Here is a 25,417-nt window from a genome sequence, read left to right as displayed (position 1 = left end):
TGTCGGTCGAAGACTTTCCGCTGCGAGAGTGCGATGAACGATTCCATAGCGCGTTGTGGCCACACCTCCGGACCCGCCCATGGAATCGTGTAATCCGTCGTTGAACATCGCTTCCCCGAATGCGAGAGATCGGACGAGACTATGGCGATTCGTCCGCGATCGTACTGCTCGGATCCCTTTGTGCGATGCGTTGCGCCGCGCGGACCGGGCCAATACGGCCGTCTCGCGCTCGACGATCGAGACCAACGATATGAACCATATGTCAGATATATGGGGTGAACGAGATGCGGACTTGCGCATACCACGTACCTTTGTGTCGAAACATATTGTGAAAAAGCCATGAGTAACAGGATGGCACCCACCTGATCGAGGAAGCAAGGGAACGCAATGTCAGATATCCTGCAGGGTAGGCGCATTATCATTACCGGAGGGGCCAGCGGAATGGGAGAAGGCCTTGTGCGGGCGTTTCCTGCCCTCGGGGCCGAAGTGGTATCGCTCGACCGCGCCGAGCGTGAGGGACGTGAGATCGCAGAGTCCAGCAAGGCTCGATTCGTCCAATGTGATGTTTCGGAACAGAAGTCGGTCGATGCGGCGTTCGCGCAGGCCGTCGATTCGCTGGGCGGTCTCGACGTCCTCATTCATGCAGCGGGCATCGCTCCAGGGGGAGCGGCCGAAGAGATTCCGCTCGACACCTGGAATCGGGTCATGGGCATCAACGCGACAGGCACGTTTCTCACGAATCAGGCGGCGTTCCGCCATCTGAGGGACGGCGGCGGACAGATCATCAACTTCGCGTGCGCCGCCGGGGTCCAGGGCTTGACGAATAAGGCTGCGTACTCGGCCAGCAAGGGTGCTGTGGTCGCGTGGACCCGCACCGCCGCTCAGGAATGGGGAAAATACGGCGTCACCGTGAACGCCATCGCGCCGGCAATCTGGACTCCCATGTACGACAAGACCCGTGCATCGATGACGACGGAACAACTGGCCGCGCACGACGCGTACATGGCGAAAGCCGTCCCGCTCGGGGGCAAGCTCGGTGACGTCGAGAAGGATTTCGTTCCGGTGCTGGCCTTCCTCTCCGGTGAGGGTGCTCGGTTCATGACGGGGCAAATCTTCCCGGTCGACGGCGGAACTCTAATGATGCGGTGACCGAAACGCGGCACACCCTCGACGTGACGCCGATAACCATCTAACGTTTGTGTCATGTTTGATTTCGTGCCACGGACCGACAGCGTTCCCCGGCGACGAGTCAGGTTCGAGGAGGGTGTCTTGAGTGAAGTGAAGCGGGCGACTGCGAACCGGATGGTGGTGTGCGCGAGCCACAGCCCAGGAATGGAGCGAGATGTCGACCGAGTGTTCGGTACCACGTTCCGAACGGGGTTGGCGCGCGCGAGTTCGATCGTCCGAGAATTCGATCCCGATTACATCGTCCTGTTCGGCGGGGACCACAGGCGGGCATTCCGGCACGTCGTCCCCACTTTCGGGGTGGCACTGTCTGCCGGGATCATGGCGGAGGCCGGGCATTCTGCAGGCGCATTGAACGTCCCCCAGGGCACTGCGAGAGGCCTCGCCGAGCATCTGCTCGACTCCGGGATAGATATCTCGGTCTGCCGGGATGTGCAGCTCGACCACGCGTTCGCACAGCCTTTGCGTGATCTGACCGGCAGCGTGGACGCGTATCCCGTCATCCCGCTGCCCATCAACTGCGCAACGGCGCCGTTGCCCAAGGCCGAGCGGGTGCTCGCGTTCGGGGACGCGGTAGGCCGATATCTGTCCGGCACCGGCGATCGGGTCCTGGTCATCGGTACCGGCGGTCTTTCGCATTCGCCACCCAGTCTCGAAGTGGACACGTACGACATCAGCGACGAGGAACGCGCCAGGATCATCGCGGAGGGTTCCGCCGCCGCGCGGAAGAAGATCAAACCTGCGTGGGACAAGGCCTTCCTGCACGCATCCGCGACCTGGGACAGGGAGGCCCTCGCGCGTCTCACCGACAGCGCGCACGCGGATGCCGGTGCGGGAGCCAACGAGGTGCGGACCTGGCTGGCTGCGGGTGCGGCCGGCGGCGGCGTTCCGCTCGAGCCGCTGATCTACGAGCCGGTGGAGGAGTGGATCACCGGCATGGCTGTCGCAGTGTCGGCGTGATCTGACAGATTGTCGATAAAACTCCGCGGTCCTTTCTCTGCACGGAGGTGTGTTCGTGGGCTCGTCGTTCGATGTGGTGATTCTGGGTTCGGGTGCTGCCGGTTTGACGGCGGCCTTCACGGCGGCAGTGAGCGGTGCCCGGGTGGGGGTGTTCGAGAAGGCTGACAAGGTCGGCGGTACGGCCGCGTGGTCGGGCGGGAACGTGTGGGTTCCGAACAATCCGCTGATGGGTGCTGCCGGCGTCGCGGACTCCGAGGAGGAGTCGGTGGAATACATCATGTCGCTGTCACGGGGCTTGCTCGACGAGGACCTGGTGCGAGCGTTCGTGGTGGCGGGGCGCGAGATGGTGACCTTCCTCGACGCGGAAGCCGGAACGGAATTTTATGTTGCCGAAGGGTTTCCGGACTACCACGCCGAACATCCGGGCGGCAAGGCCGGTGGCGGCCGGACGTTGGAGACCCCGCTGTTCGCGTTCGACGAGTTGGGAGAGTGGGCGTCCCGGGTGACACCGGGACCCTATTTCGCGAATCTGCACCTCGTGCAACGTGAGACACCGATCGGCGCCGCAGTGCCGCGGCCGCCGACGGACGCGGAGATCGCTCGCCGCCGGGAACGCGACGAGCGGGGACGAGGACAGTCGTTGGTGGGCCGGCTACTCGCTGCCTGCCTCGGGGCCGGGGTGGAAGTGTTCCCGGGCATGCGAGCCCGGAGATTGGTGACAGCGTCGGCGCCGGACGGTCGTGTGGCCGTGACGGGAGTGCATTTCGAGTCGGCCGGCGGTGAGCACGTTGAGGTGACTGCCGGGTCTGGTGTGGTGCTGGCGACCGGGGGATTCGAGTGGAACGAGGAATTCAAAAGGGCGTTCCTGCGGGGTCCGCTGACGCATCCGGTCTCGATGCCCACGTGTGAGGGCGACGGCTTGTCGATGGCGATGCGGGTCGGGGCGATGCTCGGGAACATGAGAGAGGCGTGGTGGAGTCCGGTGGCCGAATTGCCGGACGGTGTGAACGAGATGAACCGGGTGATGGTCAACGCGGACCGCACACGGCCACGGTCGATCATGGTGAACCGCTCGGGGCGGCGTTTCACGAACGAGGCGGCGAACTACAACGCCTTCGGTGGGGCATTCCACCAGGAGGATGTGGCCGCCTTCCGCTACGCCAACCTTCCGTGCTGGTTGATCTTCGATCAGGAGTATCTGCGGCGTTACGGCACGGTCGGACCGTGGCCGCCGGGAGAGGTAGCGCCGGAATGGATGACACGGGCCGACAGCGTTGCGGAGTTGGCGGCCGCCCTGGGGATTCCGGGCGACGCGCTGGAACAGACGGTCGAGCGGTGGAACGGACAGGTGGCGGAGGGATGCGATCCGGACTTCCACCGCGGTGAGAGTGCGCACGACCGATGGTGGGGCGACCCGCACCTGAAGGGTGCCGTCGAGGGCACCCTCGGTCCTCTGACCGAGGCGCCGTTCTATGCGGTGCGGCTCGAAAGCGGGGCGTTGGGGACGAAGGGCGGTCCGAAGGTCGACAAGCACGGCAGAGTGGTGGACCTCGACGGCGGGGTGATCGGCGGGTTGTTTGCGGCGGGCAACGTGATGGCGTCGCCGTTCGGGATGACGTACGGCGGCGCGGGTGGGACGCTGGCACCGGCAATGGTGTTCGGATATCTCGCCGGTCGCCACGCCGCATCGAGGCCGGTGCACCCATGACCTCGGGTCGGATCTCGGAACTGCCCGGACATCTGCGCGCGGACACCATCTTCGACCTTGTGATCGCTCGGGCGGAAGCAACGCCCGACGACACCCTCTTGATCGACGAGCGTCGGCGCACCATGAGCTTTCGGGAGTTCCGAGAATCCGTCGAGCGGGTTTCCGCGGGCCTGGCCGAACACGGCGTCACCGCGGGCGCGGTGGTCTCCTGGCAGTTGCCGAGTTGGACCGAGACCATGGTGCTGACCATGGCACTCTCCCGGATCGGCGCCGTGCAGAATCCTCTGATCATGATGCTGCGCGAACCCGAGGTGGAGTTCATCTGTCGTCAGGTCGGCAGCCGGCTTCTGATCGTCCCGGAGGAATTCCGCGGTTACGCCCACGGCAAGATGGCACGTTCGGTGGCAGCTCGGCTGCCCGGAATCGACGTCCTCGTCACTGACCGCACCCTTCCTCGAGCCGAACCTCGCACCGAGCAACCGCCGCCGAAGCCGACCGATGTCCGCTGGGTGTTCTACACCTCCGGTACCACTTCGCAACCCAAGGGCGCCCGACACGTGGACACGGGACTACTCGCCGCTGCCGAAACATTCTGCGAAGCCGTCGCTCCTGGACCGGACGACAGGATCGCTGCGCTCGCACCGATCGCCCATGTGGGCGGTGTCCTGCACCTGCTCGTCGCGCTGATGTCCGGTGCGGCGTTGATCACCACCGATGTCTTCGAACCCGAGGCGACCGCGCGACTCCTCGCCGACACCGGTGTCACCCTGGGAGGCAACGGAACCCCCTTCGCGCAAGCCTTTCTCCGGCAACAGCGTGCGCGTGATGGTCGGCTGTTCCCGGACCTGAGGGCCTTTCTCATCGGGGGCGCGCCGCGTCCGGTCGCCCTGCACCGCGAGGTCTCGAGCGAACTCGGCGGGGTGGGCCTGGTGTCCGGGTACGGGCTCACGGAATGCCCGTTCATCGCGTGGGGGAGTCCCTCGGGCAGCCCGAACGAGATCGCGGTGACCGAAGGCCGTCCGGGACCCGGCACATTCATACGTATCGTCGGCGCGGACGGCGCCGAAGTGGCTACCGGCGAGCGCGGTGAACTGAGAGTGAAGGCCCGGCAACTCAGCGTCGGGTACGTGGACGCCGCACTGGACGTCGAGGCGTTCGACGACGACGGTTACTTTCGCACGGGTGACCTCGCCTTCCTCGACGACGAGGGATGCCTTAACATCGTCGGCCGTCTCAAGGACGTGATCATCAGGAACATGGAGAACATTTCCGCCCGGGAAGTCGAGGATCACCTCGTCACCGTTCCCGGACTCGTCGATTCGACGATCATCGGACTCCCCGACCCGGAGACGGGTGAACGTGTCTGTGCGGTAGTGGTACCCGAGGGTTCGGCGGTGGCTCCGAGCCTGGCCGACGTCTGCGAGCACCTCGTGGTCCGGGGGCTGAACAAGCGCAAGCTGCCCGTGCAGCTCGAGGTACTCGATCAACTGCCCCGAAATGCCATGGGCAAGGTCGTGAAAAAGGATCTGGCCCGGTTATTCGGGAAGGACGCCCAGTGAGCCTCTGCGTGAACTGATGTTCGATCGAGCACAGCAATTCGAATCCAACGCGAACAACACTCGTGCGAGGAGGCACTTCTGATGGAAATCGATGTCGAGGTCGCGGTGGTGGGTGCCGGTCCATGCGGTGCCACACTGGCCAATCTGCTGGGCACACAGGGCGTGACGACGGTCGTGCTCGACAAGGAGCCGGCGATCATCGACCATCCGCGGGCGGTGGCGGTCGACGACGAATCGTTGCGCTCGTTCCAGACCGCGGGGATCGTCGACGACATCGTGCGGGACACCATCCAGAATGCGCCGATCCGGTACTACAACTCGCGCGGCAAGCAGTTGGCCCACGTGCGTCCCAGCGGGCAACCGTACGGCTGGCCTCGACGCAACCTGTTCCTTCAGCCGCTGATGGAAGCCGGGCTCCGGAAAGGCCTCGACCGTTTCGCCAACGTGGAACTCCATGCTGCCACCGAGGTCACGGAGTTGCTGCAGACTTCGAACGCGGTGCACCTGGTAGCGAAGTCCGAGGCGGGTGAAGTGCGGGTGCGAGCGCAGTACGTAGTCGGCGCGGACGGTGGCCGCAGCTTCGTCCGTGATGCAGCGGGTCTGCTGCTCACCGGGGAGACGGCGCCGTCGAAGTGGCTCGTCGTCGACGTCGCCGAAGATTCCCTCGATGCGCCCTATTCGGCGGTCTACTGCGATCCGGATCGGCCGGCGATGACGATCCCGCTACCGTACGGGTATCGGCGATTCGAATTCAAACTCCTACCTGACGAGACCGAGGAGGACGTCGTCACCGATCGGTCCGTCGATCGGCTGCTGCGAAAGTTCTACCGCGGGATACCGATGCCCACCATCCTGCGGCGTCGCGTGTACTGGCATCATTCGCGGACAGCGGACCGGTTCGGGTCCGGCCGCGTCTTCGTGGCAGGCGACGCTGCGCACCTGCAACCGCCGTTCTTCGGGCAGGGCATGAACTCCGGAATCCGTGACGCGACGAACCTGGCATGGAAGTTGGCTGCGGTCGTCCAGGGACGGGCCGGTGACCGGTTGCTCGACACCTACGACGCAGAGCGCAGGAAGAATGCCGAGGCGATGGTGTCGTTCGCCACCCGGATCGGGAGCTACTATCAGCCGCGTAATCGCGCCACCGAGGTGGTGCGCGACGCCGTGTTCCGCGGGGTTCAGCTGATTCCCGGCGCGCGCGAATACATTCTGCAGATGAAATACAAGCCGGCGCCGCGTTACACCGACGGGGTGGTGGTGGCCGAACCGGAACAGGACTCCGGATCTCCGGTAGGCCGGCTCTTCGGGCAGCCTTCGGTGCAACTCGCCGATGGCAACCGAGTGAAGCTGGACGATGCGGTCGGACGGGGATTTGCTGTTCTCGGACTGACGGGCGATCCAGCAGAATCGCTCTCGCCGGCCACTCGAGCCCGCGTGAATGCGCTGGGGGCGAAACTGTTCCGCGTGACGGATCCGCCGTCCGCGCGCCGCCACGGGTTCAGGGTGACGAGCAGCGGGAGTAGTTCGAGCACCGAACTGTTCGACGTCGACGGTGCGTTCCGCGACCTGAATCTCGAACGTCGGCAGGACGAGGTGATCGTCCTCCGGCCGGATCGGTACGTGGCAGCGGTGTGCCGGGCCGACGAACTGGACCGGGTCATGTCTCGCCTGTGCGACGGGATGGCCGTTCCCGGCTGAACGACGTCGCGGGCCCGCCCCACAAGAGGAGCCGGGGCGGCGGGGGCGCCGAGGTTGCAGATTCCTGGGTTCTTTCTGCTTATCGGTCGCAGCTCCGACTCACTTGCCAAACTCATGCAGATCGCGGACGGATGCGCCCATCCGTGCCGGAATTGCCCCCTCGGGTCAAGCGAGGCCCTCGCCCATGACTCAGCGCACTTCGAGTCTGCAGATGGCGGAGAGGATGGTACCGGCCGCGGGGGAGTCATGTGGAGGGAGACGTTGTGACTGTTAGGGTTTGACGGCGACAGCTCCACGCTCGCTGTCGGTGAGAGTCGCGCGCGGATCGGTTGCGGCCGGGCTTGTGCCTCTGCTCAGTATCGTGGCAGCGGCGAGTGCGACAACGAGGGCTGCGATCCCGAACCAGGCGGCGGCGTCGTAGCCGGTGTCGGTGGGTGTGTCCTCACCGGCGGGGACGGTCCCGATCAGCAGGGTGGCGCTGAGGGCGCTGCCGGCGGAGTAGCCGATGTAGCGGAGGACTTGGTAGAAGCTTGTGGCGCTGCCGGTTTCCTCGGCGGGCACACCCCGCACAATTTGCGTGGGGTGGACGGCGAAGATGCAGCCGACACCGAAACCGGCCAGTGTCATCGTCACGAGCAGCATGATCAGGTTTGCGCGTGTGGTGAGGAACAGCACCATGGCGGCGATGAGGACGAGGCAATTGACTGCGACGACGGTTTCGAGCGACATCCGCCGCAGGAGGCGGCGGATGACTTTGCTCGCGGCGAAGCTGGCGATCGAATACGGTACCAGCATCATCCCGGCGACGAGGGTGGAGGTGCCGAATCCGTATCCGCTGCCGGTAGGGGCCTGGACGTAGCGCACCACCAGTGACAGCAACGGGTAGATGCCGAGGCCGACGAGGACGACGGTGATGTCGGCGGCCAGGACGGAGCGGTGACGCAGCAGACGCAGGTCTACGAGGGGGTGGGTTGTCCGTAGCTCCCACAGGGTCCAGCCGGCGAGGACGACGAGTGCCGCGGCGAGCATGCCGAGCAGGCGGGGAGACGTCCATCCCCAATCGGGTCCCTGGGAGCACACCAACAGTAGGGCGGTGACCCACGTGCCGAGCAGGACCGCGCCGGTGACGTCGACGCGGTGGCGGGGACGCGCAGCGCTCGAGGGGAGGAGCCACACGGCCAGCAGGAACGCCACGCCGCTGACGGCTGCTCCGAACCAGAATGCTGCCGCCAGTCCGAGGTATTCGGTGACGAATCCGGCGATCGGGTAGCCGACACCCAGTCCGGCGGCGGTGGTCACGCCGAGCAGGGCGATTCCGGACCCGACTCTGTGTCCGGGGAGGGCGTCGCGTGCCGCGGTGATCGCCAGCGGCACCAGTCCGAGGCCGACGCCCTGCATGGCGCGTCCGATCATCAGCCACCCGAAGCCGAAGGGCAGGGCTGACAGCACACATCCGATGCACACCACAGCGGTGGCGGACAGGATGACCGGCCGGCGGTGAGGTCCGTCGGCCAGTCGGCCCAACACCGGTGAGGCGACGGCGCCGACCAGCAGTGAGATGGTCAACGTCCACTGTGACGCAGCCAGCGAGACGTCGTCGACGTCGGCGATGGTCACCAGCAGTGGGGCGCCGAGGCTGCCGACCGCGGTGGAGACCACGCCGAGGAAGACTAGCATGGGTAGGATCGGACCTACGCCAGTTTTATTAGCTACGCTCACTAGTTGACCGTAAGGCGCGTCACTGACCGATGTCCATGACTTATACGTCACACAATCTGTTGCGTTATCCACACCCGCGCAGGCCGTGTTGATGTTGACATCGCCAATCCACAGTCGATCGATAGGGCCCTGCGGATCGCAGTGTCCGAAGGAGAAGGGCTCCGAGGCGGGCGACCAGCGGCCTTGAACCCGCCGCTCTAACGTCACCGAAACAGACAGAAGCTAGTCGACGCTGGTGACCGGTATCGAACCGCCGGTGATCGCGGAACCGTTGTCCGACAACAGGAAGTCGACGACCTTCGCAATCTCCGTCGGCTTCGACCACCCCTTACGGTCCGAGTCGGGCATGGCGGAACGGTTTCCTGGAGTGTCTATGACGAACGGCAACAGCGCGTTGACTCGGATGTGGTCGTCGATGTACTCGAGTGCAAGAGTCTCGACGAGTGCCACCACGGCAGCCTTCGACGCGATGTACGACGCCGCACCGGGAAACGGTCGACGTGTCGCGGCGGCGGACATGCAGATCACGGAACCTCCACCCCCCCGAATCAAGTGCGGGAGCGCGGACTGGGTCACCGTGTACGCGGTCCGGACATTGAGGTTCAGCTGTGCGTCGAGTGTCGCCACCGGCGTTTCGTGCACCCGTGTCCCCGAAGTGAAACCCCCGACGAGGTTGACGACGCCGAAAAGGGGCCGATCCGCGTCGTCACCGGCGATGGCGACGACGTTCTCGAGGTCGTCCTCGTCGGCGAGATCGGTGCGCACCAACTGCAGATTGGGATGCTCGGGAAGGCGGCCGAGTTCGTCACGGTTGATCCACGGGACCACCACCCGCCATCCGGCCATCAGGAGGTGAGTGGTGACCGACGACCCGAGGCCACCGGTTCCTCCGGTCACCAGAGCTGTGCGTGCCATGTCCTTCACTGTCCTTTCCATACCGGCGCACGCTTCTCGGCGAATGCGCGGGGTCCTTCCTTGGCATCCTCCGACGTGGCGATCCGCGGTAGTTCGTCGGACGTCATCGACCAGCCGGCGTGCTCGTCGGGACGGTCACCGTTCGCTCGCTGTGCGAGGGCAATTCGCTTGTGTGCCTGCACGGCCAGCGGGGCGTTCGACCCGATCTGTTCGGCGAGTGCGAGCGCCGTGGCCAGCACACGCTCGGCAGGTACGACCCGATTGACCAGATGAAATTCGAGTGCCTGCCGGGCCGTCACCGGTTCACCGGTGAGGAGGAGTTCCATCGCGACCGTGGCGGGCAGCTTGGCGGGGAGACGGAAGGCACCACCGGCACCTGCGATCAGGCCCCGCTTGACTTCGGGTAGTCCGAACGTCGCCGTGTCGGCTGCGACGGCGAGATCACTCGCGAGGACCAATTCGGTTCCACCACCGAGCGCGGGCCCATTGACCGCAGCGATGGTCGGCTTGCTGATGGCGTGGCCGACGTAGCCCGCGAGCCCCCAGGCTTCGCGGCCCGCTGGAATGACGCTTTCACCGCGAGCGAGCGCCTTGAGGTCGGCCCCCGCGCAGAACGCCTTGTCGCCCGCGCCGGTGAGCACCACGACGCGGACGTTCGGGTCGGCTTCCGCTTCCTCGAGGGCGTCGCCCACCCGGATACACATGTCGGCGTTGACCGCGTTGCGCGCCTCCGGACGGTTCAACGTGATCAACATCGTGTGGCCACGCACTTCGACGAGCGCCGGGGGCGTGGTGGAGGTGGTCGATTCTGTGACGGTCATACTCTGTCCTTCGCAGTGGGGAGATGAGTTCGGTGGGCGCAGGTCATACCCACACCCGATCGAGGTCCGCGGCCTCCCGTGGTGGGGAGGTCGGTGTAGAGGGCGGTGTCCGCGAGAAACGGGGCGCCGGCATGGGTTGCACGACGCCGTCGATCTCCACGAAGGACCCGCGGGTGGAGAAATGAGGATCGGTGGGGGCCTCGGCGAAGCTCGATACGGGGGTGACGCACGCGTCCACGTCGGCGAAAGCGGCCGCCCACTCGGCCCTGCTGCGGGTGGTGAACCTCGCTGCCAACTGGACGCGGAGCTCGGGCCATCGACTGCGGTCGTTGCGGTCTGGAAGGGTGTTCGGGTCGAGCCCCAGAACGGCGATCAGCCTGTCGTAGAACTGTGGTTCGAACGCACCGACCGCCATATAGTGGCCGTCCGAGCACTCGTAGGTGTCCCAGAACGGGCAGCTACCGTCGACGAGGTTCGCGCCGCGCTCGTCCGACCAGCTTCCCTGCCCCCGCATCGACCACGCGTGCTGGGTCAGGACCGCCGCCCCCTCGGCAGCGGAGACGTCGACCACCTGACCGAGTCCGGATCGCTGTCGCTCCCAGAGGGCCGAGAGGATCCCGGTGACCATGAACATGGACCCACCAGCAAACCCGGCCACCACGTTGAGTGGTGGCACGGGCCGCTCCTGGCCCCTGCCGATCGAGTGGAGGATTCCCGTCGGTGCGATGAAGTTGATGTCGTGTCCGGCCTTGTCGGCTCGGGGGCCGTCCTGACCCCATCCGGTGACGCGGGCGTACACCAGGGAGGGCACGTGTTCGAGCACGATCGCCGGCCCCAATCCGAGGCGTTCGACGACGCCGGGACGGAAGCCCTCGACGAGGACGTCTGCACCGGACGCGAGGGCGAGGACGTCGGCGGCTCCTCGAGAATCTTTGAGATCGACCTCCACGACCCGCTTCCCGCGGTGCAAGTGCTCGGCGCTGGTGTGGTCCTCGGGGAGAAGACCGGGGCGTTGGACGCGGACGACGTCGGCACCGAGATCGGCGAGAACCATCGCGGCGTGGGCGCTCGGTCCGATGTTCGCCAGCTCGACGACCCGCAGCCCGATCAAGGGTCCGCTCCTGCTCACCCTCGATCAGCTCCACACAGTGTTCGCCGGAACCGCTACCCGCGAGGGGGCCGTCGGTGTGGCCGTCGGGGTACGCGAGAACGCCGGTGCCGGTGCGGGCTGCAGGACACCGTCGAGGTCGGTGAAGACGTTCCGGTCCATCATCTGTGGGTCCCGTGCGGCCTCGTCGAAGTCCAATACCGGTGTGACGCAGGCGTCCACGTCGACGAACTGCGCTGCCCACTCGTCGCGAGTGCGCGACGCGAATTTCTCGGTGAACAGCTTGCGCACGAGGGGCCAGCCCTCGACATCACGCTGATGCCCCAGCGTCGCCGGATCGATGTCGAGAACACGCAGCAGCTCTGCGTAGAACTGGGGCTCGAGCGCACCGACGGCGACGTACTTACCGTCGGAACACTCGTAGGTGTCGTAGAAGGGTGCGGATCCGTCGAAGACGTTGGTGCCCCGGTCGTCCGACCACTGACCGGTGCCGCGCATCGACCAGAGCAGATGGGCGAGCGCGGGGGCGCCGTTGACCATCGCCGCGTCGACCACCTGTCCCCGGCCCGACAGTTGACGTTCCACGAGAGCAGCGAGTACCCCGACGACGAGGAACATCGACCCACCACCGAAGTCGCCGAACAGATTCAGCGGTGGAACCGGGCGTTCGTCCTTTCGGCCGACGGCGTGGAGCAATCCGGTCACCGAGATGTAGTTGAGGTCGTGGCCGGCCTGCAACGCGCGTGGTCCGCTCTGCCCCCACCCCGTGACCCGACCGTAGATCAGGCGTGGATTGCGGGTGAGGGCCTCGTCCGGTCCGAGCCCCATACGTTCGGTCACTCCGGGTCGGAATCCCTCGACGAGAACGTCGGCTCGGTCGAGAAGGCCGAGGACCATGGCGACGTCCTCGGGACGTTTGAGGTCCGCTTCGACAATGGTGCGTCCGCGTAGTTGCTGGCTCGCCGTGCGATCGGGTGCCGGCAGACCGCCGGCGCGCTGAACTCGAACCACGTCGGCTCCGAGGTCTGCTAGAAGCATTGCAGCATGCGGTCCGGGGCCCATTCCGGCGAGTTCCAGTACGCGGATACCCGCCAGGGGACCGCTGCCGACGTCTTCGGTGGGCACGGCTGCTCCTGGGTCGAGGTGGTGTGAAGTGCGGTCGGCGACCCGGTCAGTCACTCGACGGAAGGGGCTTGGCGCTCTTGAGCGCGAGCACTTCGTCACCCAGAGCCAGGCTTCCCTCGCCGCTCTTGGTGGCGAGGACCTCGACGGAATTGGCGGCATCCGTGTAACGCTTGCCGATCGTGGTGCCCCCGGCGAGATCCCCGGCCGGTGTGAGTCCTTCCGCCGGCGATCCGGCAGGATCGATCATCGGCTGCCCGCCGCACGTCAGGGCGACGTCACCGCTCCCGCCCCGGACGACGATGACCTCGGTGCTACACACCTGGCTGCGCAGTCGTGCTCCGGTCTTCAACATGGGAATCCCTCTCTTGCTGTGGTATTCGGCCCGGTGCTCCCCGGGCCGAGGGTGGACGGCTAGACGGCGGACTTCTGAGGTTCGCAGTCGATGACGCCCGCGACGATCTCCGCGACGATGTCCTTGCGCAGGATTTTCCCGGTCAGGGTGGTGGGCAGTTCGCTGCGGTAGACGATCCGATCGGGAGTCCGGGAACCGCGCAGACGGGCGCGCACGAACTGTCGAAGCTCCTCCGCGTCGGGGACCTTGCCGGGCACGGGAACCACCGTCGCGACGATGGCCTGACCCCAGTGGTCGTCCGGGATGCCGACGACCACCACCGAGCGCACCCGTGGGTGCTCCACCAGGACGTCCTCGATCTCCGCCGGCGCGATGTTCTCGCCGCCGCGGATGATCGTGTCGTCGTTGCGACCCACCACGAAGAGGAAACCCTCGACGTCCTCGAACGCCAGATCACGGGTGGGGAACCAACCGTCGGCGTCGAGTACCGAACCGTTACCCATGTATTCGCCGGACACCTGAGGTCCGCGGACCCACAGTTCGCCTTCGTCACCCTGTGCGACGGGCTTGTCGTAGGCATCTCTGATCTCGACCTCGATGCCGGGCACGGGCCGGCCGATCGATCCGAGCCGGGCGCGGACCGCAGGATCTTCGGATTCCAGTGCGGCGCGGTGATCCTCCGGGCCGAGCAGGGCGATCGTGGAGCTGGTCTCGGTGAGTCCGTAGGCATTGACGAAACCGACGTTCGGGAACGCGCGGAGGGCGGCTTCCAATGTGGGGCGCGGCATGCGCGCACCTCCGTAGGACAGCGACCGCAGCGTGGGGACGTCGGCATCACTGCCGCCGAGGTGATCCACGATGCGGTCGAGCATCGTCGGGACGACCATCGCCGACGTGGCCCTCGCGGTCCGCGCGAGTTCGACCCAGTCCGCGGCGTCGAACTGCGGGAGGTAGATCATTTTCCGGCCCGCGTAGAAGTTGGTGAGAATCGTGCCCATGCCCGCGACGTGGTAGGGCGGAACGCTGATGAGCGCGCCGTCCGTCTCCTCGGCGGAGGCGAACTCGACGGTCCCCATCACGTAGCTCAGCAGATGGCTGTGCCGGAGCACGACGCCCTTGGGGGCGGAGGTGGTACCGCTCGTGAACAACACGATCGCCGGTTCGTCCGGGTCGACGTCGGCGGGCGGTACCGGATCTGGGGCCAGCTCCTCGGCGCGGGCAAAGAAGTCGTCGGTGGTGACGACGCGGGTGGCGTCGGCGTCCGCGACCGGTGCGAGGTAGACCGGGTCGACGACGACGAGTGCGTCGTCGACTCTCGCGATCAACTGCTGCAACTGCGCTGCACCGAGCCGGTAGTTGACGGGAGTGAACGGCACACCGGCGTAGGCGGAGGCGAAGAGCAGCGCAGGAAGTTCGAGTCCGGAGCCTCCGAGGAACACGACGTTGCGCGCGCCCGACTCGATCACGGCGCTTCCCGCGCCGGCGACGAGCCGGCCGAACTCCTGGTAGGTGAGCGAACCGTCACCGACGGTGATCGCGGTGCGGTCCGGGTTGCCGGAGATCGCCATCTCCAGGATCAGCGAAATGCTCATGGTTGTCTTCCGATCAGGTGAGTGTCGAGGGAGCCGTCAGTGGGGGTCCTTGGCCGGCAGGGCCGCGATCGATGGGGGATCGTTCTCGGTTCGCCCGGTCTTCGCGGCACTGCCGGGAGAGCCGAGTTCGTCGAAGAACTCCGCGTTGGAACTGACGTATCCGGACCATTGATCAGGCAGGTCGTCGTCGAAGAAGATGGCCTCGACGGGGCAGACGGGTTCACAGGCTCCGCAGTCGACGCACTCGTCGGGATGGATGTACATCATCCGTCCGCCCTCGTAGATGCAGTCGACGGGGCATTCTTCGATGCAGGCTTTGTCCAGTACATCGACGCAGGGTTCGGCAATTACGTACGGCACGGCGGGTCGGACTCCTAGCTCTGACGATGACCTAACTCAACTTGTCGAGAACCATATGCCATCTTCTGACATCTTGTCTATGAAATTGTGAAGTCGGTCCCGAGTCGGCCGGAGGCAGGGCGCGGCCTGGGGATATGTGCGCTATCCGCACAATGTCGGCGGGGAACATCGGTTATTCGCGATCGGCCCTGTTGCGCGGCGGGATCATTGGATAGTCTTCTATCTGACAGCTCAGGTCACATCGAGATCCTGCAGCTCCGACGCGGCTGCGATGCCGTTCCACTCAATCGAAAGGTACTCCGCCATGGCCTTGGCGATCTCGGAAGAACACAAGGAACTGGCCGACGTGGCCGCGTCCCATCTCGCGCGGGGGAACGTGCGGGCGGCCGCACGTCAGACTCTCGACGGCACCGGCGCGGACCTTCCCGCGTTCTGGTCCGCGACCGCAGGGCTCGGCTGGTTCGGACTGCACCTGCCCGAAGGACACGGGGGGTCGGGCTTCGGTCTCCCCGAACTGACGGTGGTACTGGAGGCCCTCGGACACGAACTGGCCCCGGGGCCGTTCCTTCCGACGGTGACGGCCTCGGCGATCCTGGCACACAGCGCGCCCGAATCGGTTCAGGCTCGGTGGCTTCCGGGATTGGCCGACGGTTCGGCGATCGGCGCCGTCGGCCTGTCGCCGGGATTGACTCTCGATTCGGACGGTGGCCTCACCGGCGAGAGTCGCGCGGTGATTGGCGCGCCCCAGGCCGCTGTGCTCGTGCTGGTCGCGGGAGATGACGTCGTGGTGGTCGAACCCGGCGAGACCGGTGTCTCGGTGTCCACACGAGTGGGCTTGGACACGACGCGGACGATCGGCAATGTCACGGTCGACGGCGCTGCGATCCCCGCCGAGCGCATCCTGAAGGGTGCAGCGCGCGCTGCGGTCACGTATTTCCGCATCCTCGCCGCCGCCGAGGCCGTGGGAAGCGCGATGGCCTGCCTCGAGACCGCCACCGACTACGTGAAGACCCGCGAACAGTTCGGCCGCCCGGTCAGCACCTTCCAGGCCGTGAAGCATCATTGCGCGAACATGCTGATCGACATCGAGATGACCGTGGCCTCCACCTGGGACGCGGCACGGGCCGGAGACGTCGAGAGCGCCTGGTTCGCCGCCGCGGTCGCGGCGTCGCACGCTGCCCGGGCGCAGGTGAAAGCGGCCCGCCTCAACATCCAGCTGCACGGTGGTATCGGCTTCACCTGGGAACACGACGCGCACCTGTACCTGCGTCGAGCGGACACCGTGGCGGCCGTAGTGGCGGACGGGCGAGACCCGCTGGTCGACGTCGTCGAGGCCTTCCGCGCCGGAGAGGCGCACGGTGCGTCGTTCGAACTGCCGGAGGACGCACAGGCGTTCCGTGAGCAGGCCGGTGCCGCGGTGCGGCACTACAAGGCGCTGCCCGAGTCGGAGCAGCGTGACTATCTGGTGGACAGCGGCTACCTCGTTCCGCACTGGCGGAAGCCCTGGGGCCGGGAAGCCGGAGTGGTGGAGCAGCTGGTGATCGAGGAGGAGTTCGCGGGAATCGATCTGCCCGATCTCGGAATCACCGGCTGGGTCAACCTCACGATCTCTCAGGTCGGGACGGACGAGCAGAAACACCGGTGGATCGATCCCGTTCTCCGTGGGCAGACCAACTGGTGCCAGTTGTTCAGCGAGCCTGGTGCGGGGTCCGACGCGGCCGCGGTTCGCACGGCGGGCAAACGCGTCGACGGGGGGTGGCGTGTCACGGGACAGAAGGTGTGGACGAGTGCTGCGCTCGGTTGCGAGTGGGGTCTGGCCACGGTCCGGACGGATCCGCAGGCCTCGAAGCACGCCGGCGTGACGATGATGGCGATACGGCTGGACTCACCAGGAGTCGAGATCCGTCCGCTGCGGGAGATCACCGGGGACGCACTGTTCAACGAGGTGTTCTTCGACGACGTCTTCGTGCCGGACACCGACGTGGTCGGGGGCGAGGGAGAGGGCTGGAAGGTGGCCCGTGCGACGCTCGGCAACGAACGCGTCTCCATCGGTGGCGGTAGTGGTTCCATCGCGTTCACCGGGAAGGAATTGGTCAAGCTGCTCGACGGGTCTCCCGGTGCCAGGGAAAGCGCGGAGCACGAGGTGGGGGAGATCCTCGCGGAGGAGCACACGTTGCGTCTGCTCAACCTCCGCCAGGCCGCACGGGCGATCGTCGGGGCCGGTCCCGGTCCCGAGGCCAACGTCACCAAACTCGTCAAAGCCGAACACTCCCAGCGCATCACCAACCTCGGCATGTCGCTCGCGGGTACAGCGGCGGTGATGGGCGAGGTTCCGGACGTCTCCTACCCTTACCTCTTCACCCGTTGCCTGACGATCGCGGGTGGAACGTCGGAAATCATGCGCAACACCATCGCCGAACGGATCCTGGGGCTTCCGCGCGATCCGCTGGTCCGCTGAGCAATGACAGACGAAAGGAATTGCACGTGAACGACCTTCCCCTCGAGGGCATCACCGTGGTCAGCCTGGAACAGGCTGTGGCGGCACCGTTCGCGACGCGTCAACTGGCAGATCTGGGAGCCCGAGTCATCAAGGTCGAGCGACCTGGAGACGGGGATTTCGCCCGCGGCTACGACGTTTCGGTTCACGGACAGTCGAGCTACTTCGTCTGGCTCAACCGATCCAAGGAATCGCTGTCACTCGACCTCAAGGCCGACGAAGGCAGGGAAATCCTGTTCGAGCTCCTCGCGACGGCAGATGTCTTCGTGCAGAACCTGGGGCCGGGAGCCACCGGCCGCATGGGCCTGGGCGCGGAGGATCTCGCCGCGCGCTTCCCGACGCTGATCGTCTGCGACATCTCCGGCTACGGTGCCGACGGACCGTGGGGTACGCGCAAGGCCTACGACCTCCTGGTCCAGGCGGAGGCTGGGCTGCTGTCCATCACCGGGTCGCCGGACGAGGTCGCGAAGGCCGGAATCTCGGTCGCCGACATCGCAGCAGGAAGTTTCGCCTACTCGGGAATCCTTGCCTCCCTGTACGCCCGGGCGGTGTCGGGCCGAGTGCGCTCGGCCAGTGTGTCGCTGTTCGACGCGCTGGCCGAGTGGATGGGGTCACCGGCGTACTACGCGCAGTACGGCGGTGAGAGCCCCCGGCGCACCGGTGCTCGGCACGCGACGATCGCACCGTACGGGCCGTTCACGGCAGGTGACGGCGAGCGGGTTCTCCTCGCGATCCAGAATCAACGTGAATGGGAGCGGCTGTGCATCGAGATACTGGCACAGCCCCACCTCGTCACCGACCCTCGGTTCGCCACCAATCCCGACCGAGTGGCCAACCGAGAGGTGTTGGAGCAGATCATCACCGATGCCATCGAGGGTTTCACCGCAGACCGACTCGCCGGGCGACTGGAGGAGGCGTCGATCGCGAACGCGCGGATGAACACGGTCGGCGAGCTCTGGGCGCACCCGGTACTGTCCGAGCGCAAGCGATGGCGAGATGTCGCGACGCCGCGCGGGACTATCCAGGCACTCGTGCCGCCGGCGTCGTTCACGGGCGTCGAACCACGGATGGATCCGGTCCCGGCGGTCGGGGAGCACTCGGCCGCGATCCTCACCGGCCTCGGACGTTCCGGCACCGACATCGCACACCTGAGGTCGAAGGCGATCATCTGACGAGAGGGAGTTTCACGTGGAAGATCTGGCGCTGGTCTTGGCGGGCGGAGGAGTCGCAGGTATCGCGTGGGAACTGGGCTTCCTCCTCGGAGTGCACGACGAGTCGGAGCACGTGGCTCGGGCGTTGCTGGATTCCACACATCTCGTCGGCACCTCGGCCGGTGCCACCGTCGCGGCCCAGATCTCCAGTGGCGTCGGCCTGAGCGATCTGTTCCACACGCAACTCGCGGCGGAGACCACCGAGATCGATCCCGGCGTCGACCTCGAGCAGCTGATGGCGGTCTTCGCGGAGGGACTCGGCGACGAGGACGCCCCGCCCCGGGAACGGTTACGCCGCATCGGGGCGGCGGCGCTCCGGGCCACCACAGTGAGTGAGGAGACGCGCAGGGCAGTCATCGAGTCTCGGCTTCCCTCGCACGAATGGCCGGAGCGGGCGCTGAGTATCACCGCAATCGACGCGTCGACCGGTGAGCTCGTCGTCTTCCAGCAAGGTCACGGTGTCTCGCTCGTCGACGCCGTGGCCGCGAGCTGTGCGGTACCGGGAATCTGGCCGACGGTGACGATCGACGGACGCAAGTTCATGGACGGTGGTGTGGAAAGTACCGCCAACGCGTTCTTGGCGGGAGTGTGCGGACGAGTCGTAGTCCTTGTTCCCGCACCCGAGCCCGGTCCCTATCTGCTCGGAGGGAGTCTGCTCACCGAGATCACGTCGATGACCGGTTCCGACGTGCTTCCCGTTTTTGCCGACGCTGCCGCGGTCGGGGCATTCGGGACGAACCCGTTGGCGCCCTCGACTCGAGCTCCGGCTGCACTCGCCGGGCGCGATCAGGGCCGGCGAGCAGCCGCGCAGCTGGGCGAGTTTCTCGGCGTCGTTCCCTGACGGGAACGCTCCGAAACGCAGACGACCACGAAGAGACCCGCCATGGGCTCGACACTCGCTACGGTGTCGTGCCCATGGCGGGTCGCGGCGTTCGACGGGCCGGCTGAGAGGCCTTGGCGTCTACTTCGGCTGGAAACGCAGCGCACCGTCGATCCGGATGACCTCGCCGTTGAGGTAGTCGTTTTCCGCGATGTGTTGCACGAGGCCGGCGTACTCGGACGGGCTGCCCATGCGGTTCGGGAACGGAACATTCGAACCCCAGAACTTCTCGGCCTCTTCGCGCTCCATCTTGAACGCGGGTGTGAAGAAGGTGCCCGGCGCGATGGCCATCACGCGGATACCGAACTTGGTGAGGTCACGAGCAGCCGGCAGGGTCAGACCTACTACGCCGCCCTTGGCGGCGGAGTAGGCGGTCTGTCCGATCTGGCCCTCGAATGCCGCAATGCTCGCGGTGTTGACGATGACGCCACGGCTGCCGTTCTCGTCGGCGTCGTTCTTGGCCATGGCTGCCGCGCCCAGGCGAAGCACGTTGAACGTGCCGTTGAGGAAAAGGTTGACGTACCACTGGAACTGCTCGAACGAGGCGGGCTCGCCGTCCCGTCCGACCACGCGTGAGGCCCCGGCGCCGCCGCCGTGAGCGTTGACGACGATGCGGAGCGGAGCGAGCTCGTTTGCTGCGGCGAGGGCTGCGACGACGCTGTCTTCATCGAGTACGTCGGTGCTGACGTACCGAACCTTCTCGCCGAGTCCGGCTTCCAGTGCCTTACCGCGCTCGTCGTTGAGGTCGGCGACGATCACCGAGGTTCCGGCAGCTGCGAGCTGACGTACGGTGGCCTCTCCGAGGCCTCCCGCTCCGCCCGTGACGAGCGCGGACGCATTACTGATGTCCATCTTCGTTGTTCCTCTCCTGGCCACGAAACGAGCCGCGAGCCGTTGACTGGTGCACTCATTCAAAAATGACACAATTGTCAGAAAAGTTCAATAGCGTGGAGGGGTAGATGTCCGATCCCGCGCGCGAGTCCGAAAGCGACTGGTGCATAGATAGTTCGAGCCCTACCGCGCCATGCGGTAGGGCTCGAACTGTCCATCGACGGTCAGATGATTATCAGGCGGCGTGGCTGAAGAACCCGCGCTTGATGCACGCCACGAGCAGCGACACGAAGTCGTCCTGCGACAGTGGTTCGGGAAGCTCCTGCGACGCTTGCGGCACCCGGCCGACGAGAGCGCGGAAGATCAAGGCCGCCATGACCGGGTCGAACGGGTAGTCGCGCTTGCGGCTCGTCACCACCGCCAGGAGGGCGTCGTCCATGCGTGCCTGCCCGTAGGTGCCCAGGTCCACCACTATGTCGTTCCCACTGTTGCGCTCGGACCAGACGTCGATCGATCCCGCGTATCGAGTGATGTACTGCGAAAACCCCACCAGCCATTCTCGCAACTCGGTGTCGTCCTCTGCCATCGGATCGATCTTCCGAACCCGCTCGGCCTGTTCGATCGCGCACCCGGTGGCCTCCACGCTCAGCGCCACGAGCAGATCCTGTTTCTCGCTGAAGTACTTGTAGAACGTTCCGCGCGCGAATCCAGCCTGCTCGACGATGTCGTCGACACTCGTGCGGTGGTACCCCTTTTCGCGAAACTGGATCGCACCTGCTTCGACCAGGGTCTCGACGGTCTTCACCGCTCGCTTGCTGAGGCCTGCCACGCGGTCCTGGGTGGACAGGCCCTGGGTGTTCGGGGGCTCGGGCATGTCGATCGACCCGGTGCCCGACGTGCGCAACGAGAGGCTGTTCAGGACCTCGGGCGGGGTTTCGGGGAACAGTACCAACTGAATGAATACGGACACGGCGTCGACGACGGACTGGGTGTCGCGACCGTAGGCCCGTCCGGTGTGGATGAAGAGGTTCATCCGGTGGACGATTGCGGTCATCATCATGGCACCCGCGTCAGGATCGATGCCCTCGATTCCCGATGTGGCCAAGCGTTCGGAGATCCGCTTGTTGTAGCCCTCGATGAACCGGGTGATCTCCGGCCTCACTGCGGTGTCGGACGCGGCGACCTGCGTCCACTGCACGAACATCGTCGAATACTTGTCGAAGACCCAGCTCCACTCGCCCAGCCACCAGTTGAGGTTGTCGAACCCCACCTCGGTGGGGCCCAGGGGGCCGATGCGGCGCGCGACGCGGAACAGCGCACGGCCGCACTCTTCGAGGAGTTCGAGGAAGATCTCGTCCTTGCCGGGGAAGTACTGGTAGAGCGTGGCACGGGAAATGTCCGCGGCTTTGGCGATCGCCTCCACCGAGGTGTTGAAGAAGCCGACCTCGGCGAAGAGATCCAGTGACACTTCCACGATCTTGTTGCGCGTGCTTGCGCCCCGACTGCCCACTTCGGGGCTCGACGGGCCGTAACTTGCTCGGCGGGTGATCGAATTTTCTGACATCAGTGGACAGTCTATGGGGAGTCGAGGCAGATTGCGAGGACGAGGGCAGGGGAGTGGCCGGAATTACTACGCATCGGTAACACCGAATTCCGCGGTACCGCTGATGGCGATTCCGCCCGTCTGGCGGGTGCAGGTCAGGGCGACGGTGGCGACTTTCGTTCCATCGGGCGCCGTATCGATGCCCGTGATCTCTCCGGTACACGTCAAAATGTCTCCGGGCCACACCTGCTCGCGGAATCGGACACCGAATCTCCGGACATTTCGGGCACCGAGCCAGTCGGTGGCGAAGGTTGCCAGCAAAGCGCTCTGGTGCATTCCCTGAGAGAACACGGACGGGTTTCCCGCGGCGCGAGCCAGCACGTCGTCGTAGTGCATCGGGTTGAGATCTCCTGACGCGCCGGAGTACCGCACGAACATCTGGGTGGTCAGCGGACCGAACTGGCGCGGTTCGGCCTGCGCGCCGACCACGAGCGGAGCTGTCGTCGTCATTCGGCACCTTCTTTGGCGGCGGTTTCGATGAAGGTTCCGCGCGCTTCGGCGATCAGTTCGCCTTCGGGGGAGTGGAATTCGGTCGCGATCACGGCGAACCTCATCAGGCCGCCTTTCTTGCCGGGTTTCTCGAATCGGTCGACCACCCTTTCCCTGGCGAGCAGTCGGTCTCCGGCGGTGGGGAGCGCACCGTGGAAGATGTACTCCTGCTCGCCGTGCAGGAGGCGCTTGCGCTCGAACCCCAGAGTCAACCGCACTCCCGGCGGAGCCCACTGCGCCGCTGTGATGAGAAAGGTCGGCGGGACGATCGCGTCTGCGCCGGCGTAGTCGGGATTGTCCGATTGCATGGCGGTGGCGAACTCGCGAATTTTGCCACGCTCGACGAACACCTCCCACTCCTCGCTGACAGCGCCCTTCGGCGCGGGTTCGGTCGACGGGATCGTCATGATGTCGTGCTCCTTCTGGCGATGTGGTCGGCGAGATACTGCCGAGTGAGCTCGACAGCGGTAGTCGGATAGGTTCGTGCCGTCGCTTCGTCCAGGCCGTCGCGAGCGAGGAGCAGCGCCAGTCGGTTCGTGATCAGTGCCAGCACGAACGCGGCGAGCATCGTGTAGTAGGTGATGTCCCCGGTGGGTCGCCCGCCGAATTCCACGTAGCGACGAACGGTCTCGTCGTCGTCGGGTACTCCCGGCAGCCGGGTGAAGCCCAGAGCCTCGCACAGGTACCGCTCGAACATCAGCCACCAGCCCAGGTCGATGTCGGGTGGCCCGGTGGTGGCCGTCTCCCAGTCGAACAGCGCGGCAACGGAGAGATCGTCGGCGAAGGACATGTTCCCGACGCGTGCGTCACCCCAGACCGGTACCTCGGCGTCCGTTTCGGGCGCGTGGTCGAGAAGCTCGGCGAGCGCGTCCGCGAGGACGTCCGAACCCACGACCAGATCGCTGCGGCACCATGCGTACCATTCGCGAAGGCGGTCGAGATAGCGGTGAAGTGCCGTACCCCCCGTAGTGCCGGAACCGTTCCGGAGATATGCGAGATCGCTCTCGTCGGCTATCCGGTGCACGGCGACGAGTGCTCTGATCGCGTTGTCGCAGAGCGTTTCCCGTTCGGATTCGGTGAGTTCCACCGTCCAGCCGCGCTTGTGCCAGCTGGGGACGTCTGAGGGAGTGCGGCCGTGCACCCTCCTCATGAGGTAAAAGGGCGCGCCGAGAACGCTCGGGTCCGGTTCGATCAGGACGATGTCCGGGGTGCCGACGCCGGGGTGGCGACCGAGTCGGTGCATCACTTCCGCCTGCCGGACGGCATCGGGCTCCACGAACAACTGGTGGTTCGACGCCTGCATGCGCAGCACGAGGTCGGCACGCCGGCGGACGCCGTGTATATCCGACCAGGACGCGGTGAAGAACACCGTCTTGCCGGAATATCCCGCGTCGGGAGCGGAGAACTCTGATATCTCGAAGTCGCTGTGCGTCTCGGGAACCAGTCGCGGGGGCAGCCATCGCGCGAGGACGTCGCGCACGTCGCCCTCCAGTTCGCCTCTTGTTGCCGTGTAGGCCACGTGGGTCCCTCCATGCTTCTACTTCGAGTCGTCGTGCCGGTTGTCGTGACGGGGAGATCCGGCACGACGGCCGGTCCGTCGTTCACGACCATTTCATTATGTGACCAATACTGTCAGAATAGGCCCATGAATGATGAGAAATCCACCCCCGGGCCCGGCGCGGTCCCCCGTGGGGCTCCCGTAGCGGTCCGCGATCGGCTCGGTCTCGGTGCATATGCCCTCCCCGGCCGGGTGCCCGATCCCCGGCCCGCCATCGCCCAGGCAGTCGAAGCCGAACGGCTCGGCTTGGACACGCTGTGGCTGAGCGAGCGGTGGGGAACCAAGGACTTCGGCGTACTTGCCGGAGCGTTCAGTCAGGTCACGAGCACGATCAAGATCGCGGCCGGCGTGACCCATCTGCAGTCTCGGCATCCCGCGATGCTGGCTTCGCTGGCGATGACGGCACAGGGTCTCTGCGACGGCCGGATCATGATCGGAGTCGGCCGTTCGGTCGACCGGATGTGGAGCGCTGTCGGCCTCCCCAAATCCACGAATCGGTCCCTGGTCGACGCCGCCGACATCTTCCGTCGACTGTGCCGCGGCGAGAAGGTCACCTACGACGGGCCTGCGGGCGTCTACCCCGCTCTTCGCCTCAACGACATCCCTGACCAGCCTGTTCCTCCGCTCGTCTTTGCTGCGATCGGCCCGAAGGGGCTCGAGCTCGCCGGCCGCCACTTCGACGGAGTTCTGTTGCATCCCTTCCTCACACCTGATGCTGTCCGGCGATCGGCCGAGGCGGTCAGGGCCGCCGCCGTCGATGCTGGCCGTGACCCGGACTCTGTGCGGATTTACGCGACTGTGGTGGTCGCATCCGGCCTGGAGGCGGACGAGGAAGCTGCGGTCGTCGGCGGGCGCGCCGTCACCTACTACCAAATCCCGACCTTCGGGGAGCAGCTAGCGAAGGTGAATGGGTGGGACCCTGACCTACTGGCAGCCCTCCGCGCCCACCCACAGCTCGCCGGTGTGAAGGGCGCGGCGGATTCGGTCCGCACTCGCGCCCAGCTGACGGAAGCGGCGGAGTCTCTGCCCGCCGAATGGGTTCGAGGCGCGGCAGCGCTCGGTTCGCCGAGCGAGTGCCGGTCGATGTTCGACAGGTATCGCGAGGCTGGCGCCGACGAGTTGGTTTTGCACGGCAGCACGCCGGACCAATTGGGCGAAGTCGTGGACCGCGCCTGAATCGACCTTGCCCTAACGTGACATTACTGCCAGAATTCGATGTCTATACGCGCTACCCGAGGTTTACGTA

At 65.9% G+C, this 25,417-nt stretch carries 22 protein-coding genes; 9 read left to right on the top strand and 13 right to left on the bottom strand.

All coding sequences use genetic code 11. From position 1 onward, the window contains the following. Positions 1-387 precede the first annotated feature (387 nt). The 5 genes from JVH1_RS40490 to JVH1_RS40470 all read left to right on the top strand — a co-directional run bounded on the left by JVH1_RS40490 (position 388) and on the right by JVH1_RS40470 (position 7,110). Positions 388-1,149, top strand: a complete 762-nt coding sequence (locus JVH1_RS40490; protein WP_043777141.1) for an SDR family NAD(P)-dependent oxidoreductase — start codon at positions 388-390, stop codon at positions 1,147-1,149. Between the two features lie 153 nt (positions 1,150-1,302). Then, positions 1,303-2,145 carry a 3-carboxyethylcatechol 2,3-dioxygenase gene (locus JVH1_RS40485; RefSeq protein WP_043777197.1) on the top strand — a complete coding sequence of 281 codons (843 nt, stop codon included), beginning with the start codon at positions 1,303-1,305 and terminating at the stop codon, positions 2,143-2,145. 49 nt (positions 2,146-2,194) lie between these two features. After that, positions 2,195-3,853: an FAD-dependent oxidoreductase gene (locus JVH1_RS40480; RefSeq protein ID WP_043777144.1), complete on the top strand. Its 1,659-nt coding sequence runs from the start codon at positions 2,195-2,197 to the stop codon at positions 3,851-3,853. Further along, positions 3,850-5,412, top strand: a complete 1,563-nt coding sequence (locus JVH1_RS40475; protein WP_009472386.1) for an AMP-binding protein — start codon at positions 3,850-3,852, stop codon at positions 5,410-5,412. The genes JVH1_RS40480 and JVH1_RS40475 overlap by 4 nt, the downstream gene beginning before the upstream one ends. An 81-nt stretch (positions 5,413-5,493) precedes the next feature. Further along, the gene (locus tag JVH1_RS40470) at positions 5,494-7,110 is read left to right on the top strand and encodes a bifunctional 3-(3-hydroxy-phenyl)propionate/3-hydroxycinnamic acid hydroxylase (RefSeq protein WP_009472387.1); all 1,617 of its coding nucleotides are present in this window, start codon (positions 5,494-5,496) and stop codon (positions 7,108-7,110) included. Between the two features lie 270 nt (positions 7,111-7,380). On the opposite strand, the gene JVH1_RS40465 is transcribed toward JVH1_RS40470, so the two are convergent. From JVH1_RS40465 to fdxA, 8 genes are all read right to left on the bottom strand, one after another. Next, positions 7,381-8,787 carry an MFS transporter gene (locus JVH1_RS40465; RefSeq protein WP_009472388.1) on the bottom strand — a complete coding sequence of 469 codons (1,407 nt, stop codon included), beginning with the start codon at positions 8,785-8,787 and terminating at the stop codon, positions 7,381-7,383. Positions 8,788-9,051: 264 nt separating this feature from the next. Continuing rightward, a complete protein-coding gene (locus JVH1_RS40460; RefSeq protein WP_043777198.1) occupies positions 9,052-9,744 on the bottom strand; it encodes an SDR family NAD(P)-dependent oxidoreductase in 693 nt (230 codons plus the stop codon). Positions 9,745-9,749: 5 nt separating this feature from the next. Further along, positions 9,750-10,565, bottom strand: coding sequence for a crotonase/enoyl-CoA hydratase family protein (locus tag JVH1_RS40455; RefSeq protein ID WP_009472390.1), 816 nt, complete (start codon positions 10,563-10,565; stop codon positions 9,750-9,752). Positions 10,566-10,608: 43 nt separating this feature from the next. Next, entirely contained in the window at positions 10,609-11,676 is a 1,068-nt protein-coding gene (locus JVH1_RS40450; protein ID WP_009472391.1) for a CaiB/BaiF CoA-transferase family protein, read from the bottom strand. A gap of 24 nt (positions 11,677-11,700) precedes the next feature. Further along, positions 11,701-12,798, bottom strand: coding sequence for a CaiB/BaiF CoA-transferase family protein (locus tag JVH1_RS40445; protein WP_009472392.1), 1,098 nt, complete (start codon positions 12,796-12,798; stop codon positions 11,701-11,703). A gap of 46 nt (positions 12,799-12,844) precedes the next feature. Then, positions 12,845-13,150 carry a hypothetical protein gene (locus JVH1_RS40440; RefSeq protein ID WP_009472393.1) on the bottom strand — a complete coding sequence of 102 codons (306 nt, stop codon included), beginning with the start codon at positions 13,148-13,150 and terminating at the stop codon, positions 12,845-12,847. A 59-nt stretch (positions 13,151-13,209) separates the two neighbouring features. Beyond that, positions 13,210-14,742: a class I adenylate-forming enzyme family protein gene (locus JVH1_RS40435; protein ID WP_009472394.1), complete on the bottom strand. Its 1,533-nt coding sequence runs from the start codon at positions 14,740-14,742 to the stop codon at positions 13,210-13,212. A gap of 36 nt (positions 14,743-14,778) precedes the next feature. Further along, the gene (fdxA, locus tag JVH1_RS40430; protein WP_005573081.1) at positions 14,779-15,102 is read right to left on the bottom strand and encodes a ferredoxin; all 324 of its coding nucleotides are present in this window, start codon (positions 15,100-15,102) and stop codon (positions 14,779-14,781) included. Positions 15,103-15,406: 304 nt separating this feature from the next. Between fdxA and JVH1_RS40425 the strand changes: the two genes are divergently transcribed. The 3 genes from JVH1_RS40425 to JVH1_RS40415 are packed head-to-tail and all read left to right on the top strand — an operon-like array spanning position 15,407 to position 19,651. Next, positions 15,407-17,560, top strand: a complete 2,154-nt coding sequence (locus tag JVH1_RS40425; RefSeq protein ID WP_009472395.1) for an acyl-CoA dehydrogenase — start codon at positions 15,407-15,409, stop codon at positions 17,558-17,560. Positions 17,561-17,586: 26 nt separating this feature from the next. After that, positions 17,587-18,771 carry a CaiB/BaiF CoA-transferase family protein gene (locus tag JVH1_RS40420; RefSeq protein WP_009472396.1) on the top strand — a complete coding sequence of 395 codons (1,185 nt, stop codon included), beginning with the start codon at positions 17,587-17,589 and terminating at the stop codon, positions 18,769-18,771. 16 nt (positions 18,772-18,787) lie between these two features. Beyond that, positions 18,788-19,651 (top strand): patatin-like phospholipase family protein, encoded by an 864-nt coding sequence (locus JVH1_RS40415; protein WP_009472397.1) that lies wholly within the window; start codon positions 18,788-18,790, stop codon positions 19,649-19,651. A gap of 120 nt (positions 19,652-19,771) precedes the next feature. Here JVH1_RS40415 and JVH1_RS40410 read toward each other — a convergent pair whose 3' ends face one another. The 5 genes from JVH1_RS40410 to JVH1_RS40390 all read right to left on the bottom strand — a co-directional run bounded on the left by JVH1_RS40410 (position 19,772) and on the right by JVH1_RS40390 (position 24,132). Beyond that, positions 19,772-20,542: an SDR family NAD(P)-dependent oxidoreductase gene (locus JVH1_RS40410; RefSeq protein WP_009472398.1), complete on the bottom strand. Its 771-nt coding sequence runs from the start codon at positions 20,540-20,542 to the stop codon at positions 19,772-19,774. 214 nt (positions 20,543-20,756) lie between these two features. Then, positions 20,757-22,085, bottom strand: a complete 1,329-nt coding sequence (locus JVH1_RS40405) for a TetR/AcrR family transcriptional regulator (RefSeq protein ID WP_009472399.1) — start codon at positions 22,083-22,085, stop codon at positions 20,757-20,759. Positions 22,086-22,151: 66 nt separating this feature from the next. After that, positions 22,152-22,574, bottom strand: a complete 423-nt coding sequence (locus JVH1_RS40400) for a MaoC/PaaZ C-terminal domain-containing protein (RefSeq protein WP_009472400.1) — start codon at positions 22,572-22,574, stop codon at positions 22,152-22,154. Beyond that, the gene (locus JVH1_RS40395; RefSeq protein ID WP_009472401.1) at positions 22,571-23,020 is read right to left on the bottom strand and encodes a MaoC family dehydratase N-terminal domain-containing protein; all 450 of its coding nucleotides are present in this window, start codon (positions 23,018-23,020) and stop codon (positions 22,571-22,573) included. Before JVH1_RS40395 ends, JVH1_RS40400 begins: the two co-directional genes overlap by 4 nt. Further along, a complete protein-coding gene (locus JVH1_RS40390; RefSeq protein ID WP_009472402.1) occupies positions 23,017-24,132 on the bottom strand; it encodes a phosphotransferase family protein in 1,116 nt (371 codons plus the stop codon). The genes JVH1_RS40395 and JVH1_RS40390 overlap by 4 nt, the downstream gene beginning before the upstream one ends. A 231-nt stretch (positions 24,133-24,363) precedes the next feature. Here JVH1_RS40390 and JVH1_RS40385 point away from each other — a divergent pair, with 231 nt between their 5' ends. Then, on the top strand, positions 24,364-25,347 hold the full coding sequence (locus JVH1_RS40385; protein WP_009472403.1) for a TIGR03857 family LLM class F420-dependent oxidoreductase: 984 nt from the start codon (positions 24,364-24,366) through the stop codon (positions 25,345-25,347). The last annotated feature ends 70 nt before the right edge of the window (positions 25,348-25,417 follow it).

The organism is Rhodococcus sp. JVH1 (assembly GCF_000280725.2).
Classification (GTDB): Bacteria; Actinomycetota; Actinomycetes; order Mycobacteriales; family Mycobacteriaceae; genus Rhodococcus_F; species Rhodococcus_F jostii_A.
This window is presented reverse-complemented; position numbering and strand designations above follow the sequence as displayed.